General features: G+C 62.1%; 22 protein-coding genes and 1 pseudogene. 17 read left to right on the top strand and 6 right to left on the bottom strand.

Annotation, left to right across the window (positions count from 1 at the left end):
• Nucleotides 1-96 precede the first annotated feature (96 nt).
• The 4 genes from ribA to trhA all read left to right on the top strand — a co-directional run bounded on the left by ribA (nt 97) and on the right by trhA (nt 3,297).
• Nucleotides 97-675 carry a GTP cyclohydrolase II gene (gene ribA / locus R5M92_RS14865; protein ID WP_417339171.1) on the top strand — a complete coding sequence of 193 codons (579 nt, stop codon included), beginning with the start codon at nt 97-99 and terminating at the stop codon, nt 673-675.
• 171 nt (nt 676-846) lie between these two features.
• Entirely contained in the window at nt 847-2,016 is a 1,170-nt protein-coding gene (locus tag R5M92_RS14860; RefSeq protein WP_346796739.1) for a zinc-dependent alcohol dehydrogenase, read from the top strand.
• 23 nt (nt 2,017-2,039) lie between these two features.
• Nucleotides 2,040-2,579 carry a hypothetical protein gene (locus R5M92_RS14855; RefSeq protein ID WP_346796738.1) on the top strand — a complete coding sequence of 180 codons (540 nt, stop codon included), beginning with the start codon at nt 2,040-2,042 and terminating at the stop codon, nt 2,577-2,579.
• A 40-nt stretch (nt 2,580-2,619) separates the two neighbouring features.
• Nucleotides 2,620-3,297, top strand: a complete 678-nt coding sequence (gene trhA, locus R5M92_RS14850; protein WP_346796737.1) for a PAQR family membrane homeostasis protein TrhA — start codon at nt 2,620-2,622, stop codon at nt 3,295-3,297.
• A 37-nt stretch (nt 3,298-3,334) separates the two neighbouring features.
• On the opposite strand, the gene djlA is transcribed toward trhA, so the two are convergent.
• The 4 genes from djlA to R5M92_RS14830 form a co-directional block, all read right to left on the bottom strand.
• Nucleotides 3,335-4,096: a co-chaperone DjlA gene (gene djlA / locus R5M92_RS14845; protein ID WP_346796736.1), complete on the bottom strand. Its 762-nt coding sequence runs from the start codon at nt 4,094-4,096 to the stop codon at nt 3,335-3,337.
• A 63-nt stretch (nt 4,097-4,159) separates the two neighbouring features.
• A complete protein-coding gene (gene dxs, locus R5M92_RS14840) occupies nt 4,160-6,085 on the bottom strand; it encodes a 1-deoxy-D-xylulose-5-phosphate synthase (RefSeq protein WP_346796735.1) in 1,926 nt (641 codons plus the stop codon).
• An 11-nt stretch (nt 6,086-6,096) separates the two neighbouring features.
• The gene (ispA, locus tag R5M92_RS14835; protein WP_346796734.1) at nt 6,097-6,993 is read right to left on the bottom strand and encodes a (2E,6E)-farnesyl diphosphate synthase; all 897 of its coding nucleotides are present in this window, start codon (nt 6,991-6,993) and stop codon (nt 6,097-6,099) included.
• Nucleotides 6,987-7,292 (bottom strand): exodeoxyribonuclease VII small subunit, encoded by a 306-nt coding sequence (locus tag R5M92_RS14830; RefSeq protein WP_346796733.1) that lies wholly within the window; start codon nt 7,290-7,292, stop codon nt 6,987-6,989. Before R5M92_RS14830 ends, ispA begins: the two co-directional genes overlap by 7 nt.
• Before the next feature lie 263 nt (nt 7,293-7,555).
• Here R5M92_RS14830 and serA point away from each other — a divergent pair, with 263 nt between their 5' ends.
• The 5 genes from serA to ybiO all read left to right on the top strand — a co-directional run bounded on the left by serA (nt 7,556) and on the right by ybiO (nt 13,655).
• On the top strand, nt 7,556-8,800 hold the full coding sequence (gene serA, locus R5M92_RS14825; protein WP_346796732.1) for a phosphoglycerate dehydrogenase: 1,245 nt from the start codon (nt 7,556-7,558) through the stop codon (nt 8,798-8,800).
• 158 nt (nt 8,801-8,958) lie between these two features.
• Complete coding sequence (locus R5M92_RS14820) at nt 8,959-9,759, top strand: enoyl-CoA hydratase (RefSeq protein WP_346796731.1); 801 nt, start codon at nt 8,959-8,961, stop codon at nt 9,757-9,759.
• Between the two features lie 96 nt (nt 9,760-9,855).
• Nucleotides 9,856-10,686: an IclR family transcriptional regulator gene (locus R5M92_RS14815; protein ID WP_346796730.1), complete on the top strand. Its 831-nt coding sequence runs from the start codon at nt 9,856-9,858 to the stop codon at nt 10,684-10,686.
• A 6-nt stretch (nt 10,687-10,692) separates the two neighbouring features.
• Entirely contained in the window at nt 10,693-11,124 is a 432-nt protein-coding gene (locus tag R5M92_RS14810) for a YqaA family protein (RefSeq protein ID WP_346796729.1), read from the top strand.
• 131 nt (nt 11,125-11,255) lie between these two features.
• Nucleotides 11,256-13,655 (top strand): mechanosensitive channel protein, encoded by a 2,400-nt coding sequence (ybiO, locus tag R5M92_RS14805; protein WP_346796728.1) that lies wholly within the window; start codon nt 11,256-11,258, stop codon nt 13,653-13,655.
• Nucleotides 13,656-13,862: 207 nt separating this feature from the next.
• Here the strand turns inward: ybiO and R5M92_RS14800 are convergent, their stop codons facing one another.
• Complete coding sequence (locus R5M92_RS14800) at nt 13,863-14,861, bottom strand: IS5 family transposase (RefSeq protein WP_346795917.1); 999 nt, start codon at nt 14,859-14,861, stop codon at nt 13,863-13,865.
• Nucleotides 14,862-15,087: 226 nt separating this feature from the next.
• On the opposite strand from R5M92_RS14800, the gene R5M92_RS14795 reads away from it, so the two are divergent.
• On the top strand, nt 15,088-16,212 hold the full coding sequence (locus R5M92_RS14795) for a methyl-accepting chemotaxis protein (protein ID WP_346796727.1): 1,125 nt from the start codon (nt 15,088-15,090) through the stop codon (nt 16,210-16,212).
• Here the strand turns inward: R5M92_RS14795 and R5M92_RS14790 are convergent.
• Entirely contained in the window at nt 16,151-16,918 is a 768-nt protein-coding gene (locus R5M92_RS14790; protein WP_346796726.1) for an SDR family oxidoreductase, read from the bottom strand. The two genes, R5M92_RS14795 and R5M92_RS14790, sit on opposite strands and share 62 nt — an antisense overlap.
• A gap of 155 nt (nt 16,919-17,073) precedes the next feature.
• Between R5M92_RS14790 and folK the strand changes: the two genes are divergently transcribed.
• From folK to urtA, 7 genes and pseudogenes are all read left to right on the top strand, one after another.
• On the top strand, nt 17,074-17,544 hold the full coding sequence (gene folK / locus R5M92_RS14785) for a 2-amino-4-hydroxy-6-hydroxymethyldihydropteridine diphosphokinase (protein ID WP_346796725.1): 471 nt from the start codon (nt 17,074-17,076) through the stop codon (nt 17,542-17,544).
• 249 nt (nt 17,545-17,793) lie between these two features.
• Nucleotides 17,794-18,141 (top strand): annotated as a pseudogene (locus tag R5M92_RS14780) (ABC transporter substrate-binding protein); the annotation flags it as partial.
• The gene (locus R5M92_RS14775) at nt 18,096-18,857 is read left to right on the top strand and encodes an ABC transporter substrate-binding protein (RefSeq protein ID WP_346799398.1); all 762 of its coding nucleotides are present in this window, start codon (nt 18,096-18,098) and stop codon (nt 18,855-18,857) included. The pseudogene R5M92_RS14780 and the gene R5M92_RS14775, both read left to right, overlap by 46 nt.
• A gap of 2 nt (nt 18,858-18,859) precedes the next feature.
• Nucleotides 18,860-19,642, top strand: coding sequence for an ABC transporter ATP-binding protein (locus R5M92_RS14770; protein WP_346799396.1), 783 nt, complete (start codon nt 18,860-18,862; stop codon nt 19,640-19,642).
• A 43-nt stretch (nt 19,643-19,685) separates the two neighbouring features.
• Nucleotides 19,686-20,456: an ABC transporter permease gene (locus R5M92_RS14765; RefSeq protein WP_346796724.1), complete on the top strand. Its 771-nt coding sequence runs from the start codon at nt 19,686-19,688 to the stop codon at nt 20,454-20,456.
• 106 nt (nt 20,457-20,562) lie between these two features.
• Nucleotides 20,563-21,315 (top strand): outer membrane protein OmpK, encoded by a 753-nt coding sequence (locus R5M92_RS14760; protein WP_346796723.1) that lies wholly within the window; start codon nt 20,563-20,565, stop codon nt 21,313-21,315.
• 332 nt (nt 21,316-21,647) lie between these two features.
• The gene (gene urtA, locus R5M92_RS14755) at nt 21,648-23,015 is read left to right on the top strand and encodes an urea ABC transporter substrate-binding protein (protein WP_417339004.1); all 1,368 of its coding nucleotides are present in this window, start codon (nt 21,648-21,650) and stop codon (nt 23,013-23,015) included.
• Nucleotides 23,016-23,074: the final 59 nt, after the last annotated feature.

Genomic DNA, 23,074 nt, shown 5'->3' with positions numbered 1-23,074 from the left:
ATGCTGCCAAGTTGTCGTGGCTGATCTTCGAGGTACCCTGTGACGATTCGCTTCATCGCCGCCTCCCGGCTGCCCACTCCCTGGGCGACATTCAATATGCATGGCTTCGAGGACGATGCCACCGGCAAGGACCACATCGCCTTGACCCTGGGCGATATCGCCGATGGCGAGCCGGTGCTCGGCCGTGTACATTCCGAATGCCTCACCGGCGATGCGCTGTTTTCCATGCGTTGCGATTGCGGCTATCAGTTGCAGGAAGCGCTCAAGCGAATCGCCGATGAAGGGCGGGGCGTGCTGCTCTACCTGCGCCAGGAGGGCCGCGGGATCGGCCTGCTCAACAAGATCCGCGCCTACCACCTGCAGGACGAGGGCGCCGACACCGTGGAAGCCAACGAGCGGCTGGGGTTCGGTGCCGACATGCGCCGTTACGATTTGTGCGTGCCGATGCTCGACCACCTCGGTGTCAGCGCCCTCAAGCTGATGACCAACAATCCGCGCAAGGTGGATGCCCTGACCCGCGACGGCGTGATCATCAGCGAGCGCCTGCCGATCACTACCGGATTGAATCCGCACAATGAGCACTATCTTTCCACCAAGGCGGGTAAACTCGGCCACATGATGGTATTGGGAGATTTTACCCAGGCCAGCGATATCGACATCGAACGCAAGGGGTGAGCCAGCCTTGGCAAGCCCGATGAGCAATCTGGTCCCATAAAATAGTTACTCTTTCTTACCTGACGTCCACCAGCCTTGAACTATGTTGATACCTAGTTAATACCGGTTGATACACGTATCCAAGACATAGCTCGGTTGTTTCAGGACGCAACAGTACAGGGAGAAGTGACCATGAAAGCACTTTGCTGGCACGGCAAGAACGACGTTCGCTACGATACGGTTCCAGACCCGGAAATCGAGCATCCCCGCGATGCCATCGTCAACGTCAGCAGCTGTGCAATCTGCGGCTCCGATCTTCACCTCTACGATCACTTCATCCCCGGCATGGAATCCGGGGACGTGCTCGGTCATGAGTTCATGGGCGAGGTGATGGAGGTCGGCAGCGAAACGAAGAACCTTAAAGTCGGCGACCGGGTCGTGGTGCCCTTTACCATCTTCTGCGGCGAATGCGAGCAGTGTCGGCGGGGCAACTATTCGGTGTGCGAACGCTCGAACCGCAACAAGTCGTTGGCCGACAAGGTGTTCGGCCATGGCGGCGCGGGGCTTTTCGGTTACTCCCACCTCACCGGGGGTTATGCCGGCGGTCAGGCGGAATACGTGCGGGTGCCTTTCGCCGACACCACCCATATCAAGGTACCGGATACCCTGACCGACGAGCAGGTCCTGTTTCTCGGCGACATCTTTCCCACCGGCTGGCAGGCGGCGGTGCAGTGCGATATCCAGCCCACCGATACGGTGGTGATCTGGGGTGCCGGCCCCGTGGGCCAGTTCTGCATTCGCAGCGCCGTCCTGCTGGGGGCGCGCCAGGTGGTCGTGATCGATAACGTGCCCGAACGCCTTTCCATGGCCGAGGCGGGCGGCGCCATCACCATCAACTTTGACCACGAAAGCGTACTCGGCCGCTTGCAGGATTTGACCAACGGCAAGGGGCCGGAGAAGTGCATCGATGCGGTCGGCCTCGAGGCTCATGTGACGCGCACCCCGGATTCCGTCTACGACCGCGTCAAGCAGGCCATGATGATGGAGAGTGATAGGGCGCACGTGCTGCGCGAGATGATTTATGTCTGCCGTCCCGCAGGCGTGCTGTCGATCCCCGGTGTCTACGGCGGTCTCGTCGACAAGATTCCCATGGGCGCATTGATGAACAAGGGGTTGACGGTGCGTACCGGTCAGACCCACGTCAACCGCTGGACCGACGATCTGCTGCGGCGCATCGATGAAGGTCAGATCGATCCCTCGTTTGTCATCACGCACTCCGTCGGTCTCGACCAGGGGCCAGAAATGTACAAGACATTCCGCGAAAAACAGGATGGTTGCGTCAAGGTGATTCTCAAGCCTTGAACGATTCGGACAAGGAGGTAATCATGCGTACTAGCTTGGACACGCAATCGACGGACATGACCCGCTCGCTGGGCACGTCGGACAGAATGGCTCGAGGGCTTGGTTGGCTGAGCCTGGGAATGGGCTTGTGCAAAGTGCTGGCGCCACAGAAGCTGACCAGCGCGCTGGGTATCGAAGGGTCCGAGAATATGGTGCGCGCCTGCGGTGCGCGGGAACTGCTGAGTGGTGTCGGTGCCCTGACGGACAACCCCACGCCGGCGATATGGAGCCGCGTGGGCGGCGACGTATTGGACTTCGCCGGGCTGACCTTCGCCCTCCGCGACGAGTACAATCCCAAGAAAGAGAACGTTTATCTGGCGCTAGCCGTGGTGGGAACGCTGACGGCGGTCGACTTCTATTGTGCAGAAAAGCTGAGCAAGCGCCACGCCTATCAAGGCGGCGTTACCCCGGATTACAGCCAGCGCAGCGGTTTTCCTCTTGGGCTGCAACGTTCGCGCGGTGCCGCCAGTGACTTTGCCGTACCCGACGACATGAAGGCCGCCTTGCCCTCGCCAACACTGTAAGATGACTGGAAAAGCGGGAGAGCGTCTCGAGGAGGGTGCCATGGGCGATGCGTACAATGACATGCCGGGTGAATTCAGCGTCAGCGAAGAGCGCCTGCATAGCATTTCCCATGGCATCGGTGCGGTGCTGAGTTTGCTGGGAATGGCCGCGCTATTGGTGGCGGCGAGCTTGGCAGCCCATATTGATCCCTGGAAGCTCCTCAGCTTCAGCTTGTATAGCGCCACGCTGGTACTGTTATATACCGTCTCGACGCTATACCACGGTATACGCCACCCGCGTTGGAAGCGGTTTTTTCAGCACTTCGATCACTGCGCCATTTATTTGCTGATTGCGGGCACCTATACCCCTTTCCTGCTGGTCAATATGCGCGGACCAACCGGTTGGACACTGTTCGCCGTCGTCTGGACGATGGCGCTGGCGGGTATCGCGTGCAAGTTGCTCTGGCCTCAGCGTCTGGCGGTCCTGCGCGTGGTGATTTACCTGGCAATGGGGTGGCTGATCGTCCTGGCCTCGGGAGAGTTGGCGGCCAGTCTGCCAGCGACCGGCATCGTTCTGCTCGTCGCCGGCGGCCTTACCTATACGGTTGGCGTCATCTTCTACGCGGTGCGCGCCATTCCGTATAACCATGCCATCTGGCACGTATTCGTCATTGCCGGCAGCGTCTGTCACTACTTTGCCGTTTATAGCGCCGTGTTGCCGCACACGGCTTCTGCGTAGGCTGTAAACAAGAGCATGCAGTCGGTTGCTGACATGCTCAATTGCCCCGCGCCTGGCGGATGCGCTCGTAGGCATTGCCGATTTCGCTGGTGCGCGCCTGGGCCACCTCGCGCATGCTTTCGGGAAGGCCCTTGCCGGCGAGCTTGTCGGGGTGGTTCTGGCTCATCAGGCGGCGGTAGGCCTTCTTGAGTTCGGCATCGCTGGCGTCTTCCGAGACCCCCAGCACGCGGTAGGCATCCTTGAGCGCCTCCTCGCTGGCGCCCTGGGAGTTGGCGGCGCCGCCGTGGAGCATCGCTTCGATCTGCTGCACTTCCGCTTCGCTGCAACCCACGCCGCGGGCCACGCGCAGGATCATCTCGTGCTCGGCGGGATGGAGTACGCCGTCGGCGGCGATGGCGGAAAGCTGAACCTGGAGAAAGACCTGGCGCATCACCGGTTGGTGCCGGGTCAGGCGATTGACGCTGGCGAGTTCCGCGTCGAGATCGAAATTGTCGGCGCGGCCACGCTCGAAAGCGGCTCGCGCCTTGGCGCGCTGCTCGCCTTGCAGGCGCATCTGATCGAAGAGTTTCTCGGCCACGCTCAGCTCGCCGTCGGTCACCTTGCCGTCGGCCTGGCACAGGCAGCCCATCACGGAGAAGATCGAATCGAGGAAACCTTCCTGGATGCGCATCCGCGCGCTATTGAGGCGCAGGCGGATGCGCCGCCCCAGCCACCAGCCCAGGCCGCCGCCAATCAAGAGCCCCAGCGGGCCGCCGACGGCAAGGCCGATCAGGCCGAACAGGATAATCAGAAACAACATGGCAGCCTCGAAAGTGGTGTGAGTCAAAGTGGTTAAAAGTAAACGTTGAAACTGAACGTCAGGTCATGGCAGTCGGAGCCGAATGGCGCGTTCGATACCGTCCGCGTCCAGGCCGCAGTCGGCAAGCAGTTGTGCCGGAGTGCCGTGCTCGACGAAGACATCGGGCAGGCCGAGGTTGAGGGTTTCCACCTGGCTGCCTTCGGCGGCCAGCAGTTCGTTGACGGCACTGCCGGCGCCCCCCGCCACGACGTTCTCCTCCAGGGTGACGATCAGCTCGTGCTCGTCGGCGGCGGCGAGTACGGCCTCGCGATCCAGGGGTTTGATCGAGCGCATGTTGATATGAGCGGCGTCCAGGCGCTCGGCCACGTCCGCCGCTGCATCGTTCATGCTGCCGAAGGCGAGCAGGGCGATGCGCGGCCCGTCCTGTCCGTTTTGTCCGGCAAGCCGACGCGGCGGCTCGGCCTTGCCGATCGCCAGCGGCGCCAGACTTTCCGGGATGACCACACCCGGGCCGGTACCGCGAGGGTAGCGTACCGCGGCGGGACCGGGATGATGGTAGGCAGCGCTGAGCATGGCACGGCATTCGGCTTCATCGGCCGGGGCCAGAATCACCATGCCGGGTATGCAGCGCAGGTAGGAGAGGTCCATGCTGCCGTGGTGCGTGGGACCGTCTTCGCCGACCACACCGGCGCGGTCGATGGCAAAGGTGACATCGAGGTGCTGTACGGCGACATCATGGATCAACTGATCGTAGCCGCGCTGCAGGAAGGTCGAATAGATCGCCACCACCGGCTTCATGCCCTCGCAGGCCATCCCGGCGGCAAGCGTCACCGCGTGCTGCTCGGCGATGGCCACGTCGAAATAACGCTCGGCATACTCCTGGGAGAAGCGAATCAGGTCGGAGCCTTCGCGCATCGCCGGGGTAATGCCGATCAGGCGCTCGTCGACGGCGGCCATGTCGCACAGCCAATCACCGAAGACGTTGCAGTATTTCTTGGGCTTAGGCTTGGGCTTGAGCGTAGCCGTCGGCTTGAGCGGTGCCGTTTCGCTACTCTTTTCCAGTTTGGTGATCGCGTGGTAGCCGATCTGGTCGGCCTCGGCGGGCAGGAAGCCTTTGCCCTTGACGGTCTTGATATGCAGAAACTGAGGGCCGTCCAGGTCACGAAGGTTGTGCAGCGTCTGGGTCAGGGTTTCCAGGTCGTGGCCGTCGATGGGGCCGATATAATGAAAGCCCATCTCCTCGAACAGCGTGGCCGGGCTGACCATGCCCTTCATGTGCTCTTCGGTGCGCCGGGCCAGTTCCAGGGCGCCGGGCAGGTGCGAGAGCACGCGTTTGCCCTCCTCGCGGATTTTCAGATACGGCTTGCTGGATAGCACCCGGGCCAGATAGGTGGCCATGCCGCCGACGTTCTCGGAAATCGACATCTCGTTGTCGTTGAGCACCACCAGCAGGTTGGCGTTGACATGCCCGGCATGGGCCAAGGCTTCGAACGCCATGCCGGCGGTGAGGGCGCCATCGCCGATCACCGCGCAGACCCGCCGCTGGCGGCCCTGGGCCTTGGCCGCCAGGGCCATACCCAGCGCCGCCGAGATCGAGGTGCTGGAGTGGCCCACGCCGAAGGTGTCGTATTCGGACTCGGTTCGCCGGGGGAAGGCGGCCAGGCCGCCGTACTGGCGGATTCCCGGCATCGCGTCGCGGCGCCCGGTGAGGATCTTGTGCGGATAGGCCTGATGACCGACGTCCCACACCAGCCGGTCCTCGGGGGTGTGGAAGGCGTGGTGCAGCGCCACGGTAAGCTCCACCACGCCAAGCCCGGCGCCGAAGTGGCCGCCGCTCTGGCCGACACTGTAGAGCAGGTAGGCGCGCAGCTCATCGGCCAGTTGGGCCAGCTGCTTGTCGTTCATCGCCCGCAGCGCGGCGGGGTGGTCGAAGGTATCGAGCAACGGCGTGGCCGGGCGCTCGCGGGGAATCTCGTCGAACAGCTTCATGGGCATCTTCGTCAGTGGTCGCGCTCGATCATGTAACGGGCCAGTTCGGCCAGTGGCGTAGCGGCATCGCCCAGCGGTGCCAGGGCGGTCACGGCCTCGTCTACCAGGGCCTGTGCCTTGTTGCGGGCGCCTTCCAGGCCCAGCAGGCCGGGATAGGTCGGTTTGGCGCGGGCGGCGTCGGCGCCGGAGGTCTTGCCCAGGGTGGCGGTATCGCCGGTCACATCCAGCACGTCGTCGTGGATCTGAAAGGCCAGGCCGATGGCGCGGGCATAGCGGCCGAGCGCGTCCAGGCGCGGGTCGCTCTCGTCTACCGCCACCAGGGCGCCGAGGCGTACGGCGGCGGCGATCAATGCGCCCGTCTTGTGCGCGTGCATGCGCGCCAGGGCGTCGACATCCGGGTGGCCGCCCACCGCTTCCAGGTCGAGTACCTGGCCCGCAACCATGCCGTCGCGTCCGGCGGCATGGGCCAGGGTCATGATCAAACTGCCCAGGCGGGGGTGAGCGGACGCGGCAAGCACCTCGAAGGCCAGCGTCTGCAGCGCGTCTCCCGCCAGTATCGCGGTGGCTTCATCGAAGGCCTTGTGTACCGTGGGCTGGCCTCGGCGCAGGTCGTCGTCGTCCATCGCCGGCAGGTCATCGTGCACCAGCGAGTAGGCGTGAATCAGTTCGATGGCGGCGGCGGGAGCGTCGAGGTCGCGCTCGTCGGCGCCCAGCGCCTGGCCGGCAAGATAGACCAGCAGCGGACGCAGCCGCTTGCCACCGCCCAGCAGGCCGTGGCGCATGGCGGCTTCCAGGCGTGGTGGCGTGGTGGCATCGCGGGCGAATAGTGCCTCGAGCGTGGCGTCCACGCGGCTGCGCGACGCAGCCAGGGCGGCGGGTACCGGCGCCTCGCGGGTGGCGGCTACCATGGCGGCGTCTCCTCTTGCGGGCCTTCCGCGCTTTCATTGGACGAAGTGTCGGGCACGGCCGGGGCGGCAAAGGGGCTGACCTGCAGTGACCCGTCGGCGCCTTCGGTCAGCGCACGAACCTTGAGCTCGGCGTCATCCAGGCGCTGCTGGGCGTCACGCGTCAGACGTACACCCTGCTCGAAGGCGGCCAGAGAGTCCTCCAGCGTCAGCTCGCCGGATTCCAGCCGTTCGACCAGCGTTTCCAACTGCTCGACGGTAGCCGCGAAGTCCCGCTGGGGTTGGTTGCTTGTTTCGCTCATCTACCCATGCCCGTTTGCCGATGTGCCACGCCCCCCTGTGCGGCAGGGGATCAAAACGCACAGTATACACCTTCCCCCGGGGGGGGCGTCTGCCCACCATGGGGCGAATGTCGCGAGGAGCGCCAAAATGCATCCCGCTCATGCACGCGACGCGGCATTTTCATCTTTGTCGAACCGCTTCAGCCCTGGTGGCTGTGCTACCATATTCGCCTTCCACGAACCGATACACGGCGCATGCCGCCGACCAAGGGGTTGATTCAGTCATGGCCAAAACGTCCCTGGACAAGAGCAAGATCAAGATCCTGCTGCTCGAGGGCGTCCACCAGAGTGCGGTGGACAATTTCCATAATGCGGGTTACACCAACATCGAGCATTTGCCGACCTCGTTGGGCGAGGAGTCGCTGATCGAGAAGATCCGCGATGTGCATTTCATCGGTATCCGCTCGCGCACCCAGCTCAACGAGCGCGTGTTCGAAGCGGCCGAGAAGCTGGTGGCGGTGGGCTGTTTCTGCATCGGTACCAACCAGGTGGACTTGGGCGCCGCGCTCAAGCGCGGCATCCCGGTATTCAACGCGCCTTACTCCAATACCCGCTCGGTGGCCGAGCTGGTACTGGCCGAAGCGATCATGCTGCTGCGCGGCATCCCGGAGAAGAATGCCCGCGCCCATCAGGGCGGCTGGCTGAAATCGGCCAAGAACTCCCACGAAGCCCGCGGCAAGACCCTCGGTATCGTCGGCTACGGCAGCATCGGCGCGCAGCTTTCCGTCCTGGCCGAATCGCTGGGCTTCAACGTCATTTTCTATGACGTGATCGCCAAGCTGGGCATGGGCAACGCCTCTCAGGTGGCGAGTCTCGGCGAACTGCTGGAGCGCTCTGATGTGGTCAGTCTGCACGTGCCCGATCTGCCCTCGACACGCTGGATGATCGGGGAGCGTGAGATCGCCGCGATGAAGCCGGGGGCGATTCTGATCAACGCGTCGCGCGGTAGCGTGGTGGAGATCGAGCCGCTGGCGGTGGCGATCAAGGAAGGCCGGCTCAACGGCGCAGCGGTCGATGTCTTCCCGGTGGAGCCGAAAGGCAACGACGAGGAGTTCGAAAGCCCCTTGCGCGGCCTGGAAAACGTCATCCTGACGCCCCACATCGGCGGCTCGACCCTGGAAGCCCAGGAGAATATCGGCATCGAGGTGTCCGAGAAGCTGATCACTTATTCCGACAACGGCACCACCGTCACCTCGGTCAACTTCCCCGAAGTGGCGCTGCCCGCCCACCCGGACAAGCACCGCCTGCTGCACATTCACGACAACGTGCCGGGGGTGCTGTCCGAGATCAACCGGGTGCTGTCGGAGAACGGCATCAATATCTCGGGCCAGTACCTGCAGACCAACGAGAAGGTCGGCTACGTAGTGATCGATGTCGACAAGGCCTACGGTCCCCCGGCGCTGGAAGCCTTGAAGCAGGTCGAGCACACGCTGAAGATTCGTGCCTTGTACTCGGCTCAGAACAGCTGACGGCCGCCGTTCTGACGCGAGCCATGGTAATCGATGCCGCCGCCCCTAGGGCGGCGGCATTTTTTTGCCGGATGTTTCTCGCCCCTTGTACCCTCATTCAGGTCGTAACATTCTATGACTGAGATTTGAGGTTGGCCATCTATCAGGAGAACAACAATATGAATCATCCCATCGAGTCCCGAGACGAGCTTCTTCTGCAACAGCGCGACGCCGACGGCGTGGTCACGCTTACGCTCAATGATCCGCGCAGCTTCAATGCGCTTTCCGAGGAGATGCTGACAGCACTTGACGGGGCCTTCGCCGCTATCGCCGAAGACGATGCCGTGCGTTGCGTGGTCCTGGCGGCAAACGGCAAGGCCTTCTGCGCCGGTCACGATCTCAAGCAGATGCGCGCCACACCGGAAAAAGACTACTACCAACAGCTTTTTGCCCGTTGTAGCCGGGTCATGCAGGCCATCAACGACCTGCCGGTACCGGTAATCGCCCAGGTTCAGGGCATCGCCACGGCAGCGGGCTGTCAACTGGTGGCGAGCTGCGACCTGGCCGTGGCGGCAAGCTCGGCCCGGTTCGCCGTGTCGGGTATCAACGTGGGCCTGTTCTGCTCGACCCCGGCGGTGGCGCTCAGCCGCAATATCGTCCGCAAGCGGGCCATGGAAATGCTCATGACCGGCGAGTTCATCGACGCCGAGCAAGCGCTGGACTGGGGGCTGGTCAACCGTGTGGCGGAGGACGAGCGGCTGACGCAGACGGTGGCCGAGCTGACCGACTCCATCTGCGCCAAGAGTGCGGTGGCGGTACGCACCGGCAAGGCGATGTTCGCCCGCCAACTGGCCATGCCACTGACGGATGCCTACGCCTTCGCCGGCGAAACCATGGCGTGCAACATGATGAGCGAGGATACCGCCGAGGGCATCGACGCCTTCATGGCCAAGCGAAAGCCGGTATGGCGGCACCGCTGACGCTGGGCGTTTATGGAAGGCATTTCCGTATCAGGCGACAGCGCTTGGCTTGCACGGTATCCTGAGGCCTTTGGATTGATCAGGCAGGAGAGCAAGGTGAGTGAAGTCAAGCGCAGGGCGGCCGGACGTCCGGCCGGTAGCGCCAAGCCCAGCGGTGGGCATAGCCAGTCGCTGGTACGCGGCTTGAAGCTACTGGAATACCTGGCGGCAAGTCCCGGCGGCATGGCCCTGTCAGAGCTTGCCGAAACGGCTGAGCTGGCGCCTTCCACTACGCACCGCCTGCTCCAGGCGCTGCAGAGCCAGGGGTTCGTCACCCAGGATGGCGAGCTGGGCCTGTGGCGGATCGACGTCAAGACGTTCCGTATCGGCAATAGCTTTCTCGAAGCGCGTGACTTCATCGCCACCGGCCGGCCCTTCCTGCGCCGCTTGACGGCCGAAACCGGAGAGACCGCCAACCTGGGGATCCGCGACGGCGACACGGCGGTATTTCTCGCCCAGCATGAATCTCCGCAGATGATGCGCATGATCACCCGCCTGGGCTCGCGGGCGCCGCTGCACGCCTCGGGCGTAGGCAAGGCGCTACTGGCATGGATGCCCGACGATGAGCGGGCACGGTTGCTCAAGGGGCGCGAGCTGACCCGGGTTACCCGCAATACCCTGAACGACAGCGATGAACTGCTCGACGATCTGGCCCATATTCGTGACCAAGGCTTTGCCTGTGATCGTGAGGAACATGCCATCGGCCTGCACTGCGTGGCGGCCTGCGTGCATGATGAACTCGGGGTACCGTTGGCGGCGATCTCCGTCTCCGGCCCGGTGGCGCGTATTCCCGAAGCTCGGTTGCTGGAGCTGGGCGAACTGGTGCGCGATGTGGCTGCCGAGATCACTACCCAACTGGGGGGGCGGCTTCCCTCGAGCGTTTCCTGATTCGTCGTGCTGAGCCTGTTTCTGGTGGCGCTGGCCAGCGCCACGCTGTTGCCCGGCGGGTCGGAGGTGTGGCTGGCACGGCAGTGGTGCCTGGGCCAACCGGTCGGCATGCTGTGGCTGGTGGCCACCGCCGGCAATTCCCTGGGCAGCATGATCAACGTGGGGCTGGGGCGTTACGCGCGGCGCTTCCAGCATCGGCGCTGGTTTCCGGCGTCTTCGCAGGGTCTGGCTCGCGCCGAGCGCTGGTATCGACGTTTCGGCGAATATAGCCTGTTGCTTGCCTGGGCGCCGGTCATCGGCGACCCGTTGACCGTTCTTGCCGGGGTGTTTCGCCTGCCCTGGTGGCGGGCGCTGCTCTGGGTAGTCGTCGCCAAGGGAGGACGTTACGCTATGGTGTTGTACCTGGCGCATCAGTGGCTGGCCCCTTTATGTGCGTGAGTGCGGCCCGCCTGCCGTAGCCATCTGCAAAATTGTACAATAATACTATACGGTACTTATGCAAGATGTGAGGTAGCTTGTGGGGCAGCAGTCCCTGACTTACTTTCGATCATATGAATGGAGACTATGGTGTGACGCCACAACGATTACTCCCCTGGCTAGGCGTCTGGCTGCTGACCGCATGGGCCATGCTGGCGGCGCCCGCTCTGGCACAAACGACCCTGGTAGCGAATCCGGATAGCGACACGGGGCAAGAAACGACACCTGCCGATGAGCCTCCCGCCTATTCCACCCTCGCGGACCTGCTGGAAAACGAGCAGGCCCGGGCGCAGATGATTGCCCAGCTACGCGAGCTGGCGGCTCAGGAGACAGGCGAAGCCTCTCCCGAGCTCGATCCGCAGCAGGCCGCCCAAGGCAGCGACATGGAGGCCGAGGATGTCTCGCTGCCGCGGCAACTGGCGGAAGCCACCAGCGGTGTGGTCAGCGATGTCGGCGGCCAGCTGGAGCAAGTGGTCTCCCTGGTGGGAGCCATGTTCACCAGCCAGGGCGGCAGTACCTTCGATATGGACGCATTCACCACGGCGGCGATCAACCTGGGGCTGGTGATTCTCGCCACGGTGATCATGTTCATGGTGCTGCGTCGCCTGGCCAGGCCAGGGTTCGCCAAGCTCAGTAGCTGGTCGCTGAACGGTGCGGGGATGACGCCGGTGCTGCGCCTGGTACTTTGCGTGATCCTGTCGGCAGTGCTCGATGTACTGCTGGTCGGCCTGGCGTATGTGGGCGGCAACCTGATCGCGACCTTCGCCGTAGGCGAAGCCGGGGAACTCTCCACGCGGGCGTCGCTGTTTCTCAACGCTTTCTTCATAATCGAGTTGATCAAAGCGGGGGTACGGATGCTGTTCTCCTCGCGTTATGAAGGGTTGCGCCTGCTGCCCATTTCCACCCTCGAAGCTGCCTACTGGAACCGCTGGCTGGCACGACTGATCAGTATGGTTGGTTACGGGCTGATGGTGGTGGTGCCCCTGGTCAATTTCTATATGGCGGCTTCGCTGGGGCAGGCGCTGGGCACCTTGATCATGCTGTTTGCCTTCATTTACGCCGTGGTCGTGGTATTGAAGAACCGCGTGCGCCTGCGTAACAACCTGCACCGGATGGGAGCGAATTCAAGCTTTACCGCCACACGTGTATCGCTGCAGCTGTTCGCCCGCACCTGGCATCTGTTCGCCTTGCTGTATTTCCTGATGGTGCTGGTCCTGACCCTGACCCGTCCCGCCGATGCCTTGCCTTTCGTCCTGTTCGCCACCCTGAAGACCCTGGCGGCGATCGTGGTGGGGCTGTTGGTCTCCTCCTTCCTGACCCAGACCATCGGCCGGCGGATCCGGCTCTCCGACGACTTGCGCCGCCGGCTGCCGCTGCTCGAACCGCGGCTGAACAGCTACGTGCCCAATGCCTTACGCGTGTTGCGTACGCTGATTCTTATCGTCGTGGTCATGATGGTGCTGGATGCCTGGGGCGCATTCGACCTGGCCGGGTGGTACGCCTCGGAGCGTGGCGCCAATATAGTCGGCAAATTGCTCGGCGTGGCGATTATCCTGATCGTCGCCCTGGCGGTATGGCTGGGGCTGGCCAGTTTGATCGAGCACAAGCTCAATCCGGAAACCGGCCACGGCGAGCCTTCCGCGCGGGCCAAGACGTTGCTGTCGCTATTTCGCAACGCCTTGGCGATCGCCATGGTCACCATTACCTCGATGATCGTACTGGCGGAGATCGGCATCAATATCGGGCCGCTGATCGCGGGTGCCGGGGTGCTGGGCCTGGCGATCGGTTTCGGGGCGCAAAAGCTGGTCCAGGACGTGATTACCGGTATCTTCATCCAGATCGAGAATGCCATGAATACCGGCGATGTGGTCTCCGTGGGCGGCGTCACCGGTACCGCCGAGCGCTTGAGCATCCGTTCGGTGGGCATTCGCGATCTCAGCGGCACCTATCATATCGTGCCGTTTTCCAGCGTGGACACCGTTTCCAACTTCATGCGCGAGTTCGGTTACCACGTCGGCGAATACGGTATCGCCTATCGCGAGAGCATCGACGAAGCCATCGTGGCCCTACGTGACGCCTTCGATGAGCTGACGGCCGACGAAGAGCACAAGATGAGTATCCTGGCGCCACTCGAAGTGGCGGGGGTGATTGCCCTGGCGGATAGCTCGGTCAATATCCGGGTGCGCATCAAGACCACACCGGGCACTCAGTGGGGCGTGGGACGCGCCTACAATCGCCTGGTCAAGTTGCACTTCGACGCTGCCGGTATCGAGATTCCGTTCCCGCATACCACGCTCTACTTCGGGCAGGATAAGACGGGCTCCGCGCCGCCCGGCAACCTGCGTGTCATGCAGCAGAGCTTCACTATTGACGGCAGCCCGGCAGGACAGCCTAAAGCGGGCGAAAGTGCAGTGGATGACCGCTTCGATCCAAGGGCCCGGCCCAACCCCAAGTTCAAGGGCGACTTCGACGACGAAGAGGATGTCACCTGAAGCGAGTGACTTGAGAAAACAACTGAGGCATGAGCCTCGCTTGCAAGGGCTGCTTCGGCAGCCCTTTTTAAGGAACCGCTGATCAATTAGCCTCTGAGCGACTGAAGGACTCAGAGTAGCAAAATCACCGAGTCAGCGATCATTTTCTAACCACCTTAGGTGGTCTGTTTTTCCTGCCAGCCGGACTATCCGGCTGACAGGGCAGATTCAAGGCGCACTGGCCCCGTCAACTCGGCCTTCGCATCGTGTCGCCAGTACCAAATTGGCCAGTCCGAACAGGCTGAATAGCTGCGCTTGGTTCTTGGCCAACCCCTTGTAGCGCACCTTGCGGTAGCCGAAGAGGTTCTTGATGACATGAAACGGATGCTCGACCTTGGAGCGGATGCTGGCCTTGGCCTTCTCGATTGCCAGCAGCAGCGTTTTCATGGGGCTGTCTTCCATCTTCTTGATGGGGCTGCGCTTGGCGGCAACACAGCAGCGGGAGGCCGGGGCATCCTTCTCTTCGTCCAGATACTTCCACATGCCGGTGTAACCCGCGTCGCCGTATACCTGCTTGTCATCGTCTCGGACCAGCTGGTTCACCATGGTGACATCGGCGACATTGGCCGAGGTGGCAGTGACACTGTGAGCCAGCCCGGTGACGGCATCAACGCCGATATGAGCCTTCATGCCAAAGTAATACTGCTTGCCCTTCCTGGTCTGCTTCATCTCCGGATCGCGTTGCTTGGCCTTGTTCTTGGTGGAAGGCGCCGCCGCCACGATGGTGGCATCGACAATGGTGCCCTCGCGCATGAACAGGCCCTTCTCGGTCAGATGGGCATTGATTTCCTCGAAGATCCGCTGGGTCAGCGCATGCTTCTCCAACAAGTGGCGGAAACGCAGCAGCGTGGTCGCGTCCGGCACACTCTCGATGGCCAGGTCGATACCAATGAAGTCACGCATGGCCTGGCTATCGTAGATGGCATCTTCGAGCGCCTCATCGGCAAGCGCGTACCACTGCTGCAGGAAGTAGATCCGCAGCATGCGCTCCAGGCCGATGGGGGGCCGGCCGCGCTTGCCTGCCGCGTTGGGAAAGTAGGACGGCGACAGTGCATCGATCAGCCGTTGCCAAGGCACTAGCGCCTCCATCTGGGCCAGGAACCGCTCGCGGCGGGTGACTTTTTTCTTGTTCTGGTGCTCGGCTTGGGCAAACGAGATCTGCTTCATCGGGTGGCTCTGTCAGACGGTGGCAGGAAGGTCAGATTATACCCCGCCGGTACCAATCAGGCAGCTGCGGTGGGATTTGTGCAGCGTTTCCTTAATGGTCGACGGCTGCATATATTGAGCGAACTCAAACTTTAGTGAGTTACCGCTCTCATAGGCGCGCCCCCCGGCTACGCGGCGAGTGGTCTATGGCAAACTGAGATATCACGACTTGCCACCGGAGGCTGCAATGCCGACCTCGTCCATGAATCCTGCACCCCGCCGCCTGTTGATACTCGATGGCGCCGTCGCCCTGGCCGCGCTGATGGTGCTGGTGGCCCTGGCCTATACCGTCTCTCCGGCCATGAGCCGACTGCTGGGGCTACCGGAGATGGCCTGGACGATCGTCTGGGCCCTGCTGCTGGGAGGCGCGGTAAGCGCGATGACCTGGGGAGCGGAGGACGAAGGGACCGACCACCATGGGCATGACGACCTCGCTCGCGGCAATCCCGATGCATGTACGCGGGCCAAGCTGGTGAAACACGACCGGCTGATAGTTCAGCATCTGGAGGAGGCAGGAATGCAGAGCCGGGAGGCCCGTCAGGCACTACTTGACGATCTGGCGAGGGCTACGGCCCTGGTCGAACAGATCGAGGCCCATCTCGCCCCTGGCGATTCAACGCCTGTGCTGGGTAGCCCTGTAGCCGATTTTGGCGTCATCACCGAGCTGAGACGTGTTATCCACACCCTGCCGGAGAAAATCGATGCACAGCGCGAGGATTTTCGCCGCCTGGGCGAGCGTATCGGGGAGCTCAACAAGCGCGTCGAGGCCATCGATTCGATCAGCCGTCAGACCAGCCTGCTGTCGTTCAACGCCGCGATTGAAGCGGCGCGTGCCGGCGAGGCTGGCCGCGGCTTTGCGGTAGTGGCGACGGAAGTGCGTAACCTGGCGGCCAATGCAGCCTCCGCGGCGGCGTCGATTGCCGAGGGCATCGAGGAAGTGCAGATGTCGGTCAAGGGCTCGTTCGACTCAGACAAGGAAGCAAGTCTCCAGCACGATATCCAGGCCCTACAGGCGCTGGTCGAGCAACTGGGACACGCCGGTGCCAGGGATAGCATGGCCGGCGAAGAAGCCACCTGGCCGCACGACGCGCTCGTCCAGTGCCAGCGAGACCTGGGCGAAGTACTGCGTCAGGTCGAATCCCGCATTCAAGAGGAGCTCGACGAGCCTCTTCACCGCATCAGCCGGCGCCTGGAGGCGAGCTGCGACAAGCGCGAACGGACCTTGGAAACGGTGCCGGAAGCGCCCGGCGCTAGCCGTTATCGCGCGGCAAGTCCTGTGAATAATTCTCCGAGTGGCGTCCTTCAAGATTGATCGATTCGCCGCCATCCACGAATAGTATCTGGCCCGCCACGAAGGGGTTGTCGAGCAAGTAGTGCAGCGCCTGGATCAATTGCGCCGGGTCGCCCTGGCGTGCCAGCGGGATGCCCTCGATGCGCCACTGGATATAGTCGCTGGTACGCTGGGAGGCGGGCAGCACCACACCGGGAGCAATGCCGTTGATGCGGATACGCGGGGCGAACTCCAGCGCTGCCATCCGGGTCAGGTCCGCCAGGGACTTCTTGGATAGCAGGTAGGCGGCATAGGGATACTGATGATAGGCCACCTTGTTGTCGATGATATTGACCACTCGGCCTTCTTCCACCGCTGCGGCAAAATGGCGGATCAACAGTAGGGGAGTGAACAGGTTGACCCGAAACTGGGTTTCGAGCATCGCCATGTCGGTCTCGGCCAGCGGAGCCGGTTGATAGGCCGAGGCGCTGTTGACCAGCACACTCAGTCGGGGAAAGCGCTGCACGACTCGCGCGATCAACTCACCGACATCCTCCTGCAGGAAATCACAGCAGAAAATCTCGCACTCGCGGCCCTGGCCACGGATAACCTCGGCTACCTCTTCCGCCTCCTTCTGCGAGCTGTTGACGTGAAGGGCGATATCATACCCCGCCTCGGCCAAGGCTTCGGCGAACTGTCGACCCAGGCGTGTCGCGCCGCCGGTCACCAATGCAACTTGAGTACTCATCGTCTTGTCCTTACTGTGATTTCACGCGGCGGTAACGCTGCGTGTAGGTAGCGTTTATCTCTGTTCTGTACAGTACTTGCACCCAAGGCACAACGCGATAGGCTGGTTATCAACGCCAATCCGCCTTCCAGTGGTACAGCAGAAAGGATGCCGCTATGCCCGACACTTCGCCCCCCACTTCTGCCCGACACGAGTGCTTGATCTCCGTCGGTTCCAATATCGAGCCACAGCGGCACGTCACCCAGGCGACGCGGATACTCAGCGAGGAATGCGAGCTGATCTGTGCCTCCCGGCTCATCCGTACCACGCCGGTAGGATTGCAGGAGCAGCCTGACTTCATCAACGCCGCCTTTCTGGTCAGAACGACCCTCGATCACGCGGCGTTTCGTTGTTACCTCAAGGAGGTCGAGGATCGACTGGGGCGTGTTCGCGGGCCGATAAAATCCGGGCCGCGAACGATGGATCTGGATATCATCGCCTGGGACGGAAACGTAGTGGATGATGGCTACTACCGGCACGCCTATGTTCGCGAGCCGGTGGACGAAGTCCTCCTGGCGAGCGGACGCAGCCTGGTAACGGGAACCGGGGCTGACACGATCATTTCCCAAGCCGGCAAGTGTTCCTGACCGCCTTACTTCGCTGCGCACAGCATTAGCCGGCGGCCGCCCCGCCCGGTCGCCCAGGTGCGTTGCACCAATCTGGTCTTCGATTATATTGCCGCACCAACAAGGGGAGATAAAAAAGCGGCGTTATGATCCTCTTGCCCGATCCTGGCGGGTGGAAAACAGAAAGCTTTTGAAAGAAAAGCATTTTCTGAGTTTTGGCAGATTAACTGCAAGGCCACCTTGTTATTTTGTATACAAGGTGAAGCCTTCATGAATTCAATGTTTTCACGCCCATTCCCTTCCGGGCGTTCGCTAGCGGCTGGTGGCGCGGCGCTTGTCGCCTTGCTGACAGCCTCCTCCGCTCAGGCCGACGATACCCAGATCCGCTTCCAGCTCGACTGGCGTTTCGAAGGTCCTTCCGCTCCCTTCCTGATGGCCGCTGAAAAAGGGTATTTCAAGGAAGAAGGGCTGGACGTTCAGATCGATTCCGGTAGCGGCTCCGCCGGGGCGATCAATCGGGTCGCGTCGGGAGCCTACGAGATGGGCTTCGGTGATCTCAATGCACTGGTGGAATTCCTCGCCGAGAATCCCGATGGCCCGGTATTCAGGGGGTATATGTCGTATACGACGGCACCCCGGCAGCGGTTTTCGCCCGCAAGGATAGCGATATCGAGACCCCGGCGGACCTGGTCGGGAAAACGATTGCCGCCCCCACCTTCGATACCGGTTATCGCGCCTGGGGCATCTTTGCCGATGCCAACGATATCGAGGCGGACTCTGTCGAGTGGCAGAACGTCGATCCCACCCTGCGTGAAACCCTGCTGACCCGTGGCGACGTCGATGCCATTACCGGCTTTTACTTCACCAGCCTGCTCAATCTAGAAGAGCGTGGCGTCAGCGAAGACGATCTAACCATCATGTCGTTTGCCGATTACGGGGTACCGCTTTACGGCAACGCCATCATCGCCGGGGAGGAGTTCGCCGAGGAGAATCCCGAAGCCGTACAAGGCTTCTTGCGCGCCTTCAACCGCGCTCTGGAAGAGACCTTGGAAGACCCCGAAGCCGCCATCGAGTATGTGCGTGCCCGGGATGGCTTGATCGATGTGGAGATGGAAACCCGGCGGCTGAAACTGGCCATCGATAGCGTGATCGATACCCCGGATGCGCGGGCCAATGGCGTGGGCGGTGTCGATGACGAGCGCCTGATCCAAGCCATTCGCCTTGTCGCCGATGCCTACGATCTACCCGGCGTGCCCTCGCCGGGCCAGGTATTCGATTCTCGCTACCTCCCGCCGCTGGAAGACCGCATGATCCTTCCCCAGGAGGCGGAGTGAGCATGGGAGAAGCGTTCGTCAGCTTCGATGATGTCAGCCTGGCCTACGACGCCACGGGTAACGCCATCGAAGACATCAATCTGGATATTCACGAAGGCGAGTTCGTCGCCTTCGTGGGGCCCTCGGGCTGCGGTAAATCGACCTTCATGAAGCTTTGTACCGGCTTGCATGCCCCTACCGGCGGCAGCATCAGAGTGGATGGCGAGCCGGTCAGCGGCCCGTTGAAAATTTCCGGCATGGCGTTCCAGAACGCCAATCTGCTGCCCTGGCGCACCACGCTGGACAACGTACTGCTGCCTCTGGAAATCGTCCAGCCCTACCGCAAGCAGTTTCGCCAGCGCCGCGAGGAGTTCGTGGGCTGGGCGCGGGACCTGCTGCGTACGGTGGGGCTGCAGGATTACGAAGACCAGTATCCCTGGCAGCTTTCCGGGGGGATGCAGCAGCGCGCCTCGATCTGCCGGGCGCTGATCCATCGTCCCCGTCTGCTGATGCTGGATGAGCCCTTCGGCGCCCTCGATGCCTTTACCCGTGAGGAGCTGTGGTGCGTATTGCGCGACTTGTGGGAGGCACAGCGCTTTACCGTGGTGCTGGTAACCCACGACCTGCGTGAAGCGGCGTTCCTGGCCGACACCGTTTACGTCATGAGCCGTCGTCCCGGGCGGGTCATTGAACAGCGCACCATCGACTTGCCTCGTCCTCGCGCCCTGGAAACCACCTATGGCAAACCGTTCATCGACCTGGTGCAGGAACTGCGCGGGCAGATCGGCGAGATCCGCAATACCTGAAACCGGCGGTTCGCGTCACGACATCGTGTAGGGGATACCTCATATGACGGCAAATGAAAAACTCCGTGAGCGGCTGGCGCCGTGGATCGCGGTGATCGCCCTGGTGATCATCTGGGAAGTCACCGTGCGGCTATTCGACGTGCCCAGCTTCATCTTTCCCAGTGCCTGGGATACCGCTCAGGCGCTGGTGACCTACGCCGGGCCGATCGGCGTGCACTCCTGGCAGACCTTCTGGACCACCATGGCGGGCTTTGCCCTGGGTATCGTGGTGGGCTTGAGTCTCGGCATGGTAGTGGGGTCGTCGCGCTTTCTCTATCACGCCTGCTACCCGCTGCTGGTGGGCTTCAACGCCATTCCCAAGGTGGCGTTCGTGCCCATCCTGGTGGTGTGGTTCGGCATCGGGTCGGTGCCGGCGATTCTCACCGCCTTTTTGATCTGCTTCTTTCCCATCGTGGTCAACGTCGCCACCGGCCTCGCCACGCTGGAGCCGGAATTGGAGGACGTGCTGCGCGTTCTCGGCGCAAGGCGTCTGGACGTGCTGTTCAAGGTCGGCTTGCCGCGCTCGCTGCCCTACTTCTTCGCCTCGCTCAAGGTTGCGATCACCCTGGCCTTCGTCGGCACGGTGGTATCGGAAACCGTCGCCTCCAACCAGGGCATCGGCTACCTGATGATGAGCGCGGGCTCGCAGATGCGCATGGGGCTGGTATTCGCCGGACTACTGGTGATCAGCGTCATGGCGATGGTGATGTACGAGCTGTTTGCACTGCTCGAAAAACGCATGACGGCCTGGGCGCATCGCGGCCAGAACCGCTAGTGCCGTAATTCATTAGTACCGTGACCACCCGTCGCCTTGGCGGCGCAAAAAAGCAAAAAAGCAAAAAAACCACATGAAAATTGGGATATCGAAAAAGGGGAACCCCATGAAGCACCTAGGCAAGACAGCACTGCTCGCTCTGGCGGCGGTGAGTATTTCACCACTGGCATCCGCCGAAAAGTTCTTTTCCGACTCTAGCATCTCGTTGCTGTACAGCGATCAGTACGAAGCCTTCGGCAATACGCAGCGGACCGATACCTACGTCACGTTCGAGAACGTCACCGGGCACGACTGGGGCGGAACCTTCCTCTTTGTCGACCGTAACCAGGGACGGGGCAATGCGGATGGCGACGACGATCTCTACGGTGAGTTCTCGCCGGCGCTCAGCCTGAGCTGGCTGACGGGTCAGGATCTCGGCCGTGGCTTTCTCAAGGATGTCTCGCTGGCCGGTACCTACGAGTTCGGCGGCGGCACCGATGCTACCAACATCCTGACCGGTATCAGCTTTGCCTGGGATGTGCCGGGCCTGCAGTATTTCAACAGCACCTTCTATTACGTCAACAATAGCGAGATCGCCGATGATCTCCAGTTGACGCTGACCTGGGGCGCGCCGTTCGAGCTGGGAGCGTCACGCTTTCTGTTCGACGGCTATATCGATTACTCCTCGGCGGCGTCCGACCACAAGGCCGACTTCCACTTCAATCCCCAGCTGAAACTCGACCTGGGCCACTACTATGGTCACTCGGGCGTGCTTTACGCGGGTATCGAATACTCCTACTGGGACAACAAGTACGGCCTCGACGATGCCGTCATGGATACGGAAAGCGCCGTCAGCGCACTGGTCAAGTTCCACTTTTGATGCGGCCTGTACTCGGGCCGGTTAACCTGCGGGGTGCCTTCGGGCGCCCCGTTTTTCGTCATATTGGTGCGCATGAGCGATATTGGTGCGCCACTAGGTCGAAGTCATGAAGAAATGGCCCATTACCTGCACTCGTCAGGTGCGCGGGGAAAACTTCCACCGTCTGTGTTTTTATCTAACCGTTTGATAATAAACTGCTAAATATTATTTGAAGCAAAATGGCGCATTGCTTGCAGGATACCTTGTGTTGTTCCCCGTGACATCGCGTCAGACGATGACACGCGACCACCATAACGAGCCCCTTCCTCAAAAGGGCGCAGGAGGTTTCGCAAGTGACTTTATTCCAACGCAAGACGCACCCGACATTCCAACGCAAGACACAGCCGAGCCATTTTGCCTCCGCATTACTGGCCGCTGCTGTCATGGGCGCCGGTTCCCAGGCCATGGCCCAGGATGAAGACCCCATCAAGGTAGGCATCCTGCACTCGCTCTCCGGCACCATGGCGATCAGCGAGACGGTCCTCAAGGATACCGTCGAAATGTTGATCGAAAAGCAGAACGAAGAGGGCGGCCTGTTGGGGCGCCAGATCGAGGCGGTGGTCGTCGATCCGGCTTCCAACTGGCCGCTGTTCGCCGAGCGTGCCCGTGAGCTGCTGGCCCAGGAAGAAGTGGACGTGATCTTCGGCAATTGGACCTCGGTCTCGCGCAAGGCGGTGCTGCCGGTGGTCGAGGAGCTCAACGGCCTGCTGTTCTACCCGGTGCAGTACGAAGGCGAGGAGTCGTCGGAAAACGTCTTCTACACTGGCGCGGCGCCCAACCAACAGGCGATTCCCGCCGTCAACTACCTGCACGACCAAGTCGGCGTGGAGCGCTGGGTGCTGGCCGGCACCGACTACGTCTACCCGCGCACCACCAACCGTATCCTCGAAGCCTACCTGCAGGAGGAGTTCGGGGTGGCGGAAGCGGACATCATGGTCAGCTACACGCCGTTCGGCCACTCCGACTGGCAGAACATCGTCTCCGATATCCGCCGCTTCGGCAGCGAAGGCAAGAAGACCGCCGTGGTCTCGACCATCAATGGTGACGCCAACGTACCGTTCTACCGCGAGCTGGCCAACCAAGGCATCGATGCCGCCGATATCCCCGTGGTGGCGTTCTCGGTAGGCGAGCAGGAACTCTCGGGTATCGACACCGCGCCGCTGGTTGGTCACTTGGCAGCCTGGAACTACTTCATGAGCGTCGATACCGACACCAACTACGACTTCATCGACGCCTGGATCGAGCATACCGACGACGAGATGTCGGTGACCAACGACCCCATGGAAGCCCACTACATCGGCTTCAACATGTGGGCCGAGGCGGTGCGCAAGGCCGGTACCGTCGAGGTCGACGCAGTGAAGGACGCCATCATCGGCGTCAGCGTGCCCAACCTTTCCGGCGGCTATGCGGCGATGATGCCCAACCACCACATCACCAAGCCGGTGCTGATCGGTGAGATCCAGGACAACGGCCAGTTCGATGTGGTCTGGCAAACGCCCTCCACCGTGGCCGGCGACGCCTGGTCCGACTACCTGCCCGGTTCGCGTGACTTGATCAGCGACTGGCGCGCGCCGATGCGCTGCGGCAATTTCAACGTAGCCAACGGCTCCTGCGGAGGCAGCACAGCGGCCGAAGAAGCCGAAGCAGCCCTCGCCGAGTAATCCAACCCGCGCCCCGCTGCCATCCGGTAGCGGGGCCGCACGCCACTCTACCGATACTG

It is taken from the genome of Halomonas sp. Bachu 37 (assembly GCF_039691755.1).
GTDB lineage: Bacteria > Pseudomonadota > Gammaproteobacteria > Pseudomonadales > Halomonadaceae > Vreelandella > Vreelandella kashgarensis.
This window is presented reverse-complemented; position numbering and strand designations above follow the sequence as displayed.

Excerpts from the sequence above, each read along its gene's own strand:
- ribA (WP_417339171.1), top strand. The coding sequence starts at position 97 with ATGCATGGCTTCGAGGACGATGCCACCGGCAAGGACCACATCGCCTTG.
- serA (WP_346796732.1), top strand. The coding sequence starts at position 7,556 with ATGGCCAAAACGTCCCTGGACAAGAGCAAGATCAAGATCCTGCTGCTC.
- djlA (WP_346796736.1), bottom strand. The coding sequence starts at position 4,096 with ATGTTGTTTCTGATTATCCTGTTCGGCCTGATCGGCCTTGCCGTCGGC.
- R5M92_RS14765 (WP_346796724.1), top strand. The coding sequence starts at position 19,686 with ATGACGGCAAATGAAAAACTCCGTGAGCGGCTGGCGCCGTGGATCGCG.
- R5M92_RS14760 (WP_346796723.1), top strand. The coding sequence starts at position 20,563 with ATGAAGCACCTAGGCAAGACAGCACTGCTCGCTCTGGCGGCGGTGAGT.
- R5M92_RS14795 (WP_346796727.1), top strand. The coding sequence starts at position 15,088 with ATGCCGACCTCGTCCATGAATCCTGCACCCCGCCGCCTGTTGATACTC.
- R5M92_RS14830 (WP_346796733.1), bottom strand. The coding sequence starts at position 7,292 with ATGAGCGAAACAAGCAACCAACCCCAGCGGGACTTCGCGGCTACCGTC.
- folK (WP_346796725.1), top strand. The coding sequence starts at position 17,074 with ATGCCCGACACTTCGCCCCCCACTTCTGCCCGACACGAGTGCTTGATC.
- R5M92_RS14820 (WP_346796731.1), top strand. The coding sequence starts at position 8,959 with ATGAATCATCCCATCGAGTCCCGAGACGAGCTTCTTCTGCAACAGCGC.
- trhA (WP_346796737.1), top strand. The coding sequence starts at position 2,620 with ATGGGCGATGCGTACAATGACATGCCGGGTGAATTCAGCGTCAGCGAA.
- ispA (WP_346796734.1), bottom strand. The coding sequence starts at position 6,993 with ATGGTAGCCGCCACCCGCGAGGCGCCGGTACCCGCCGCCCTGGCTGCG.
- R5M92_RS14770 (WP_346799396.1), top strand. The coding sequence starts at position 18,860 with ATGGGAGAAGCGTTCGTCAGCTTCGATGATGTCAGCCTGGCCTACGAC.
- R5M92_RS14860 (WP_346796739.1), top strand. The coding sequence starts at position 847 with ATGAAAGCACTTTGCTGGCACGGCAAGAACGACGTTCGCTACGATACG.
- R5M92_RS14790 (WP_346796726.1), bottom strand. The coding sequence starts at position 16,918 with ATGAGTACTCAAGTTGCATTGGTGACCGGCGGCGCGACACGCCTGGGT.
- R5M92_RS14800 (WP_346795917.1), bottom strand. The coding sequence starts at position 14,861 with ATGAAGCAGATCTCGTTTGCCCAAGCCGAGCACCAGAACAAGAAAAAA.
- R5M92_RS14855 (WP_346796738.1), top strand. The coding sequence starts at position 2,040 with ATGCGTACTAGCTTGGACACGCAATCGACGGACATGACCCGCTCGCTG.
- dxs (WP_346796735.1), bottom strand. The coding sequence starts at position 6,085 with ATGAAGCTGTTCGACGAGATTCCCCGCGAGCGCCCGGCCACGCCGTTG.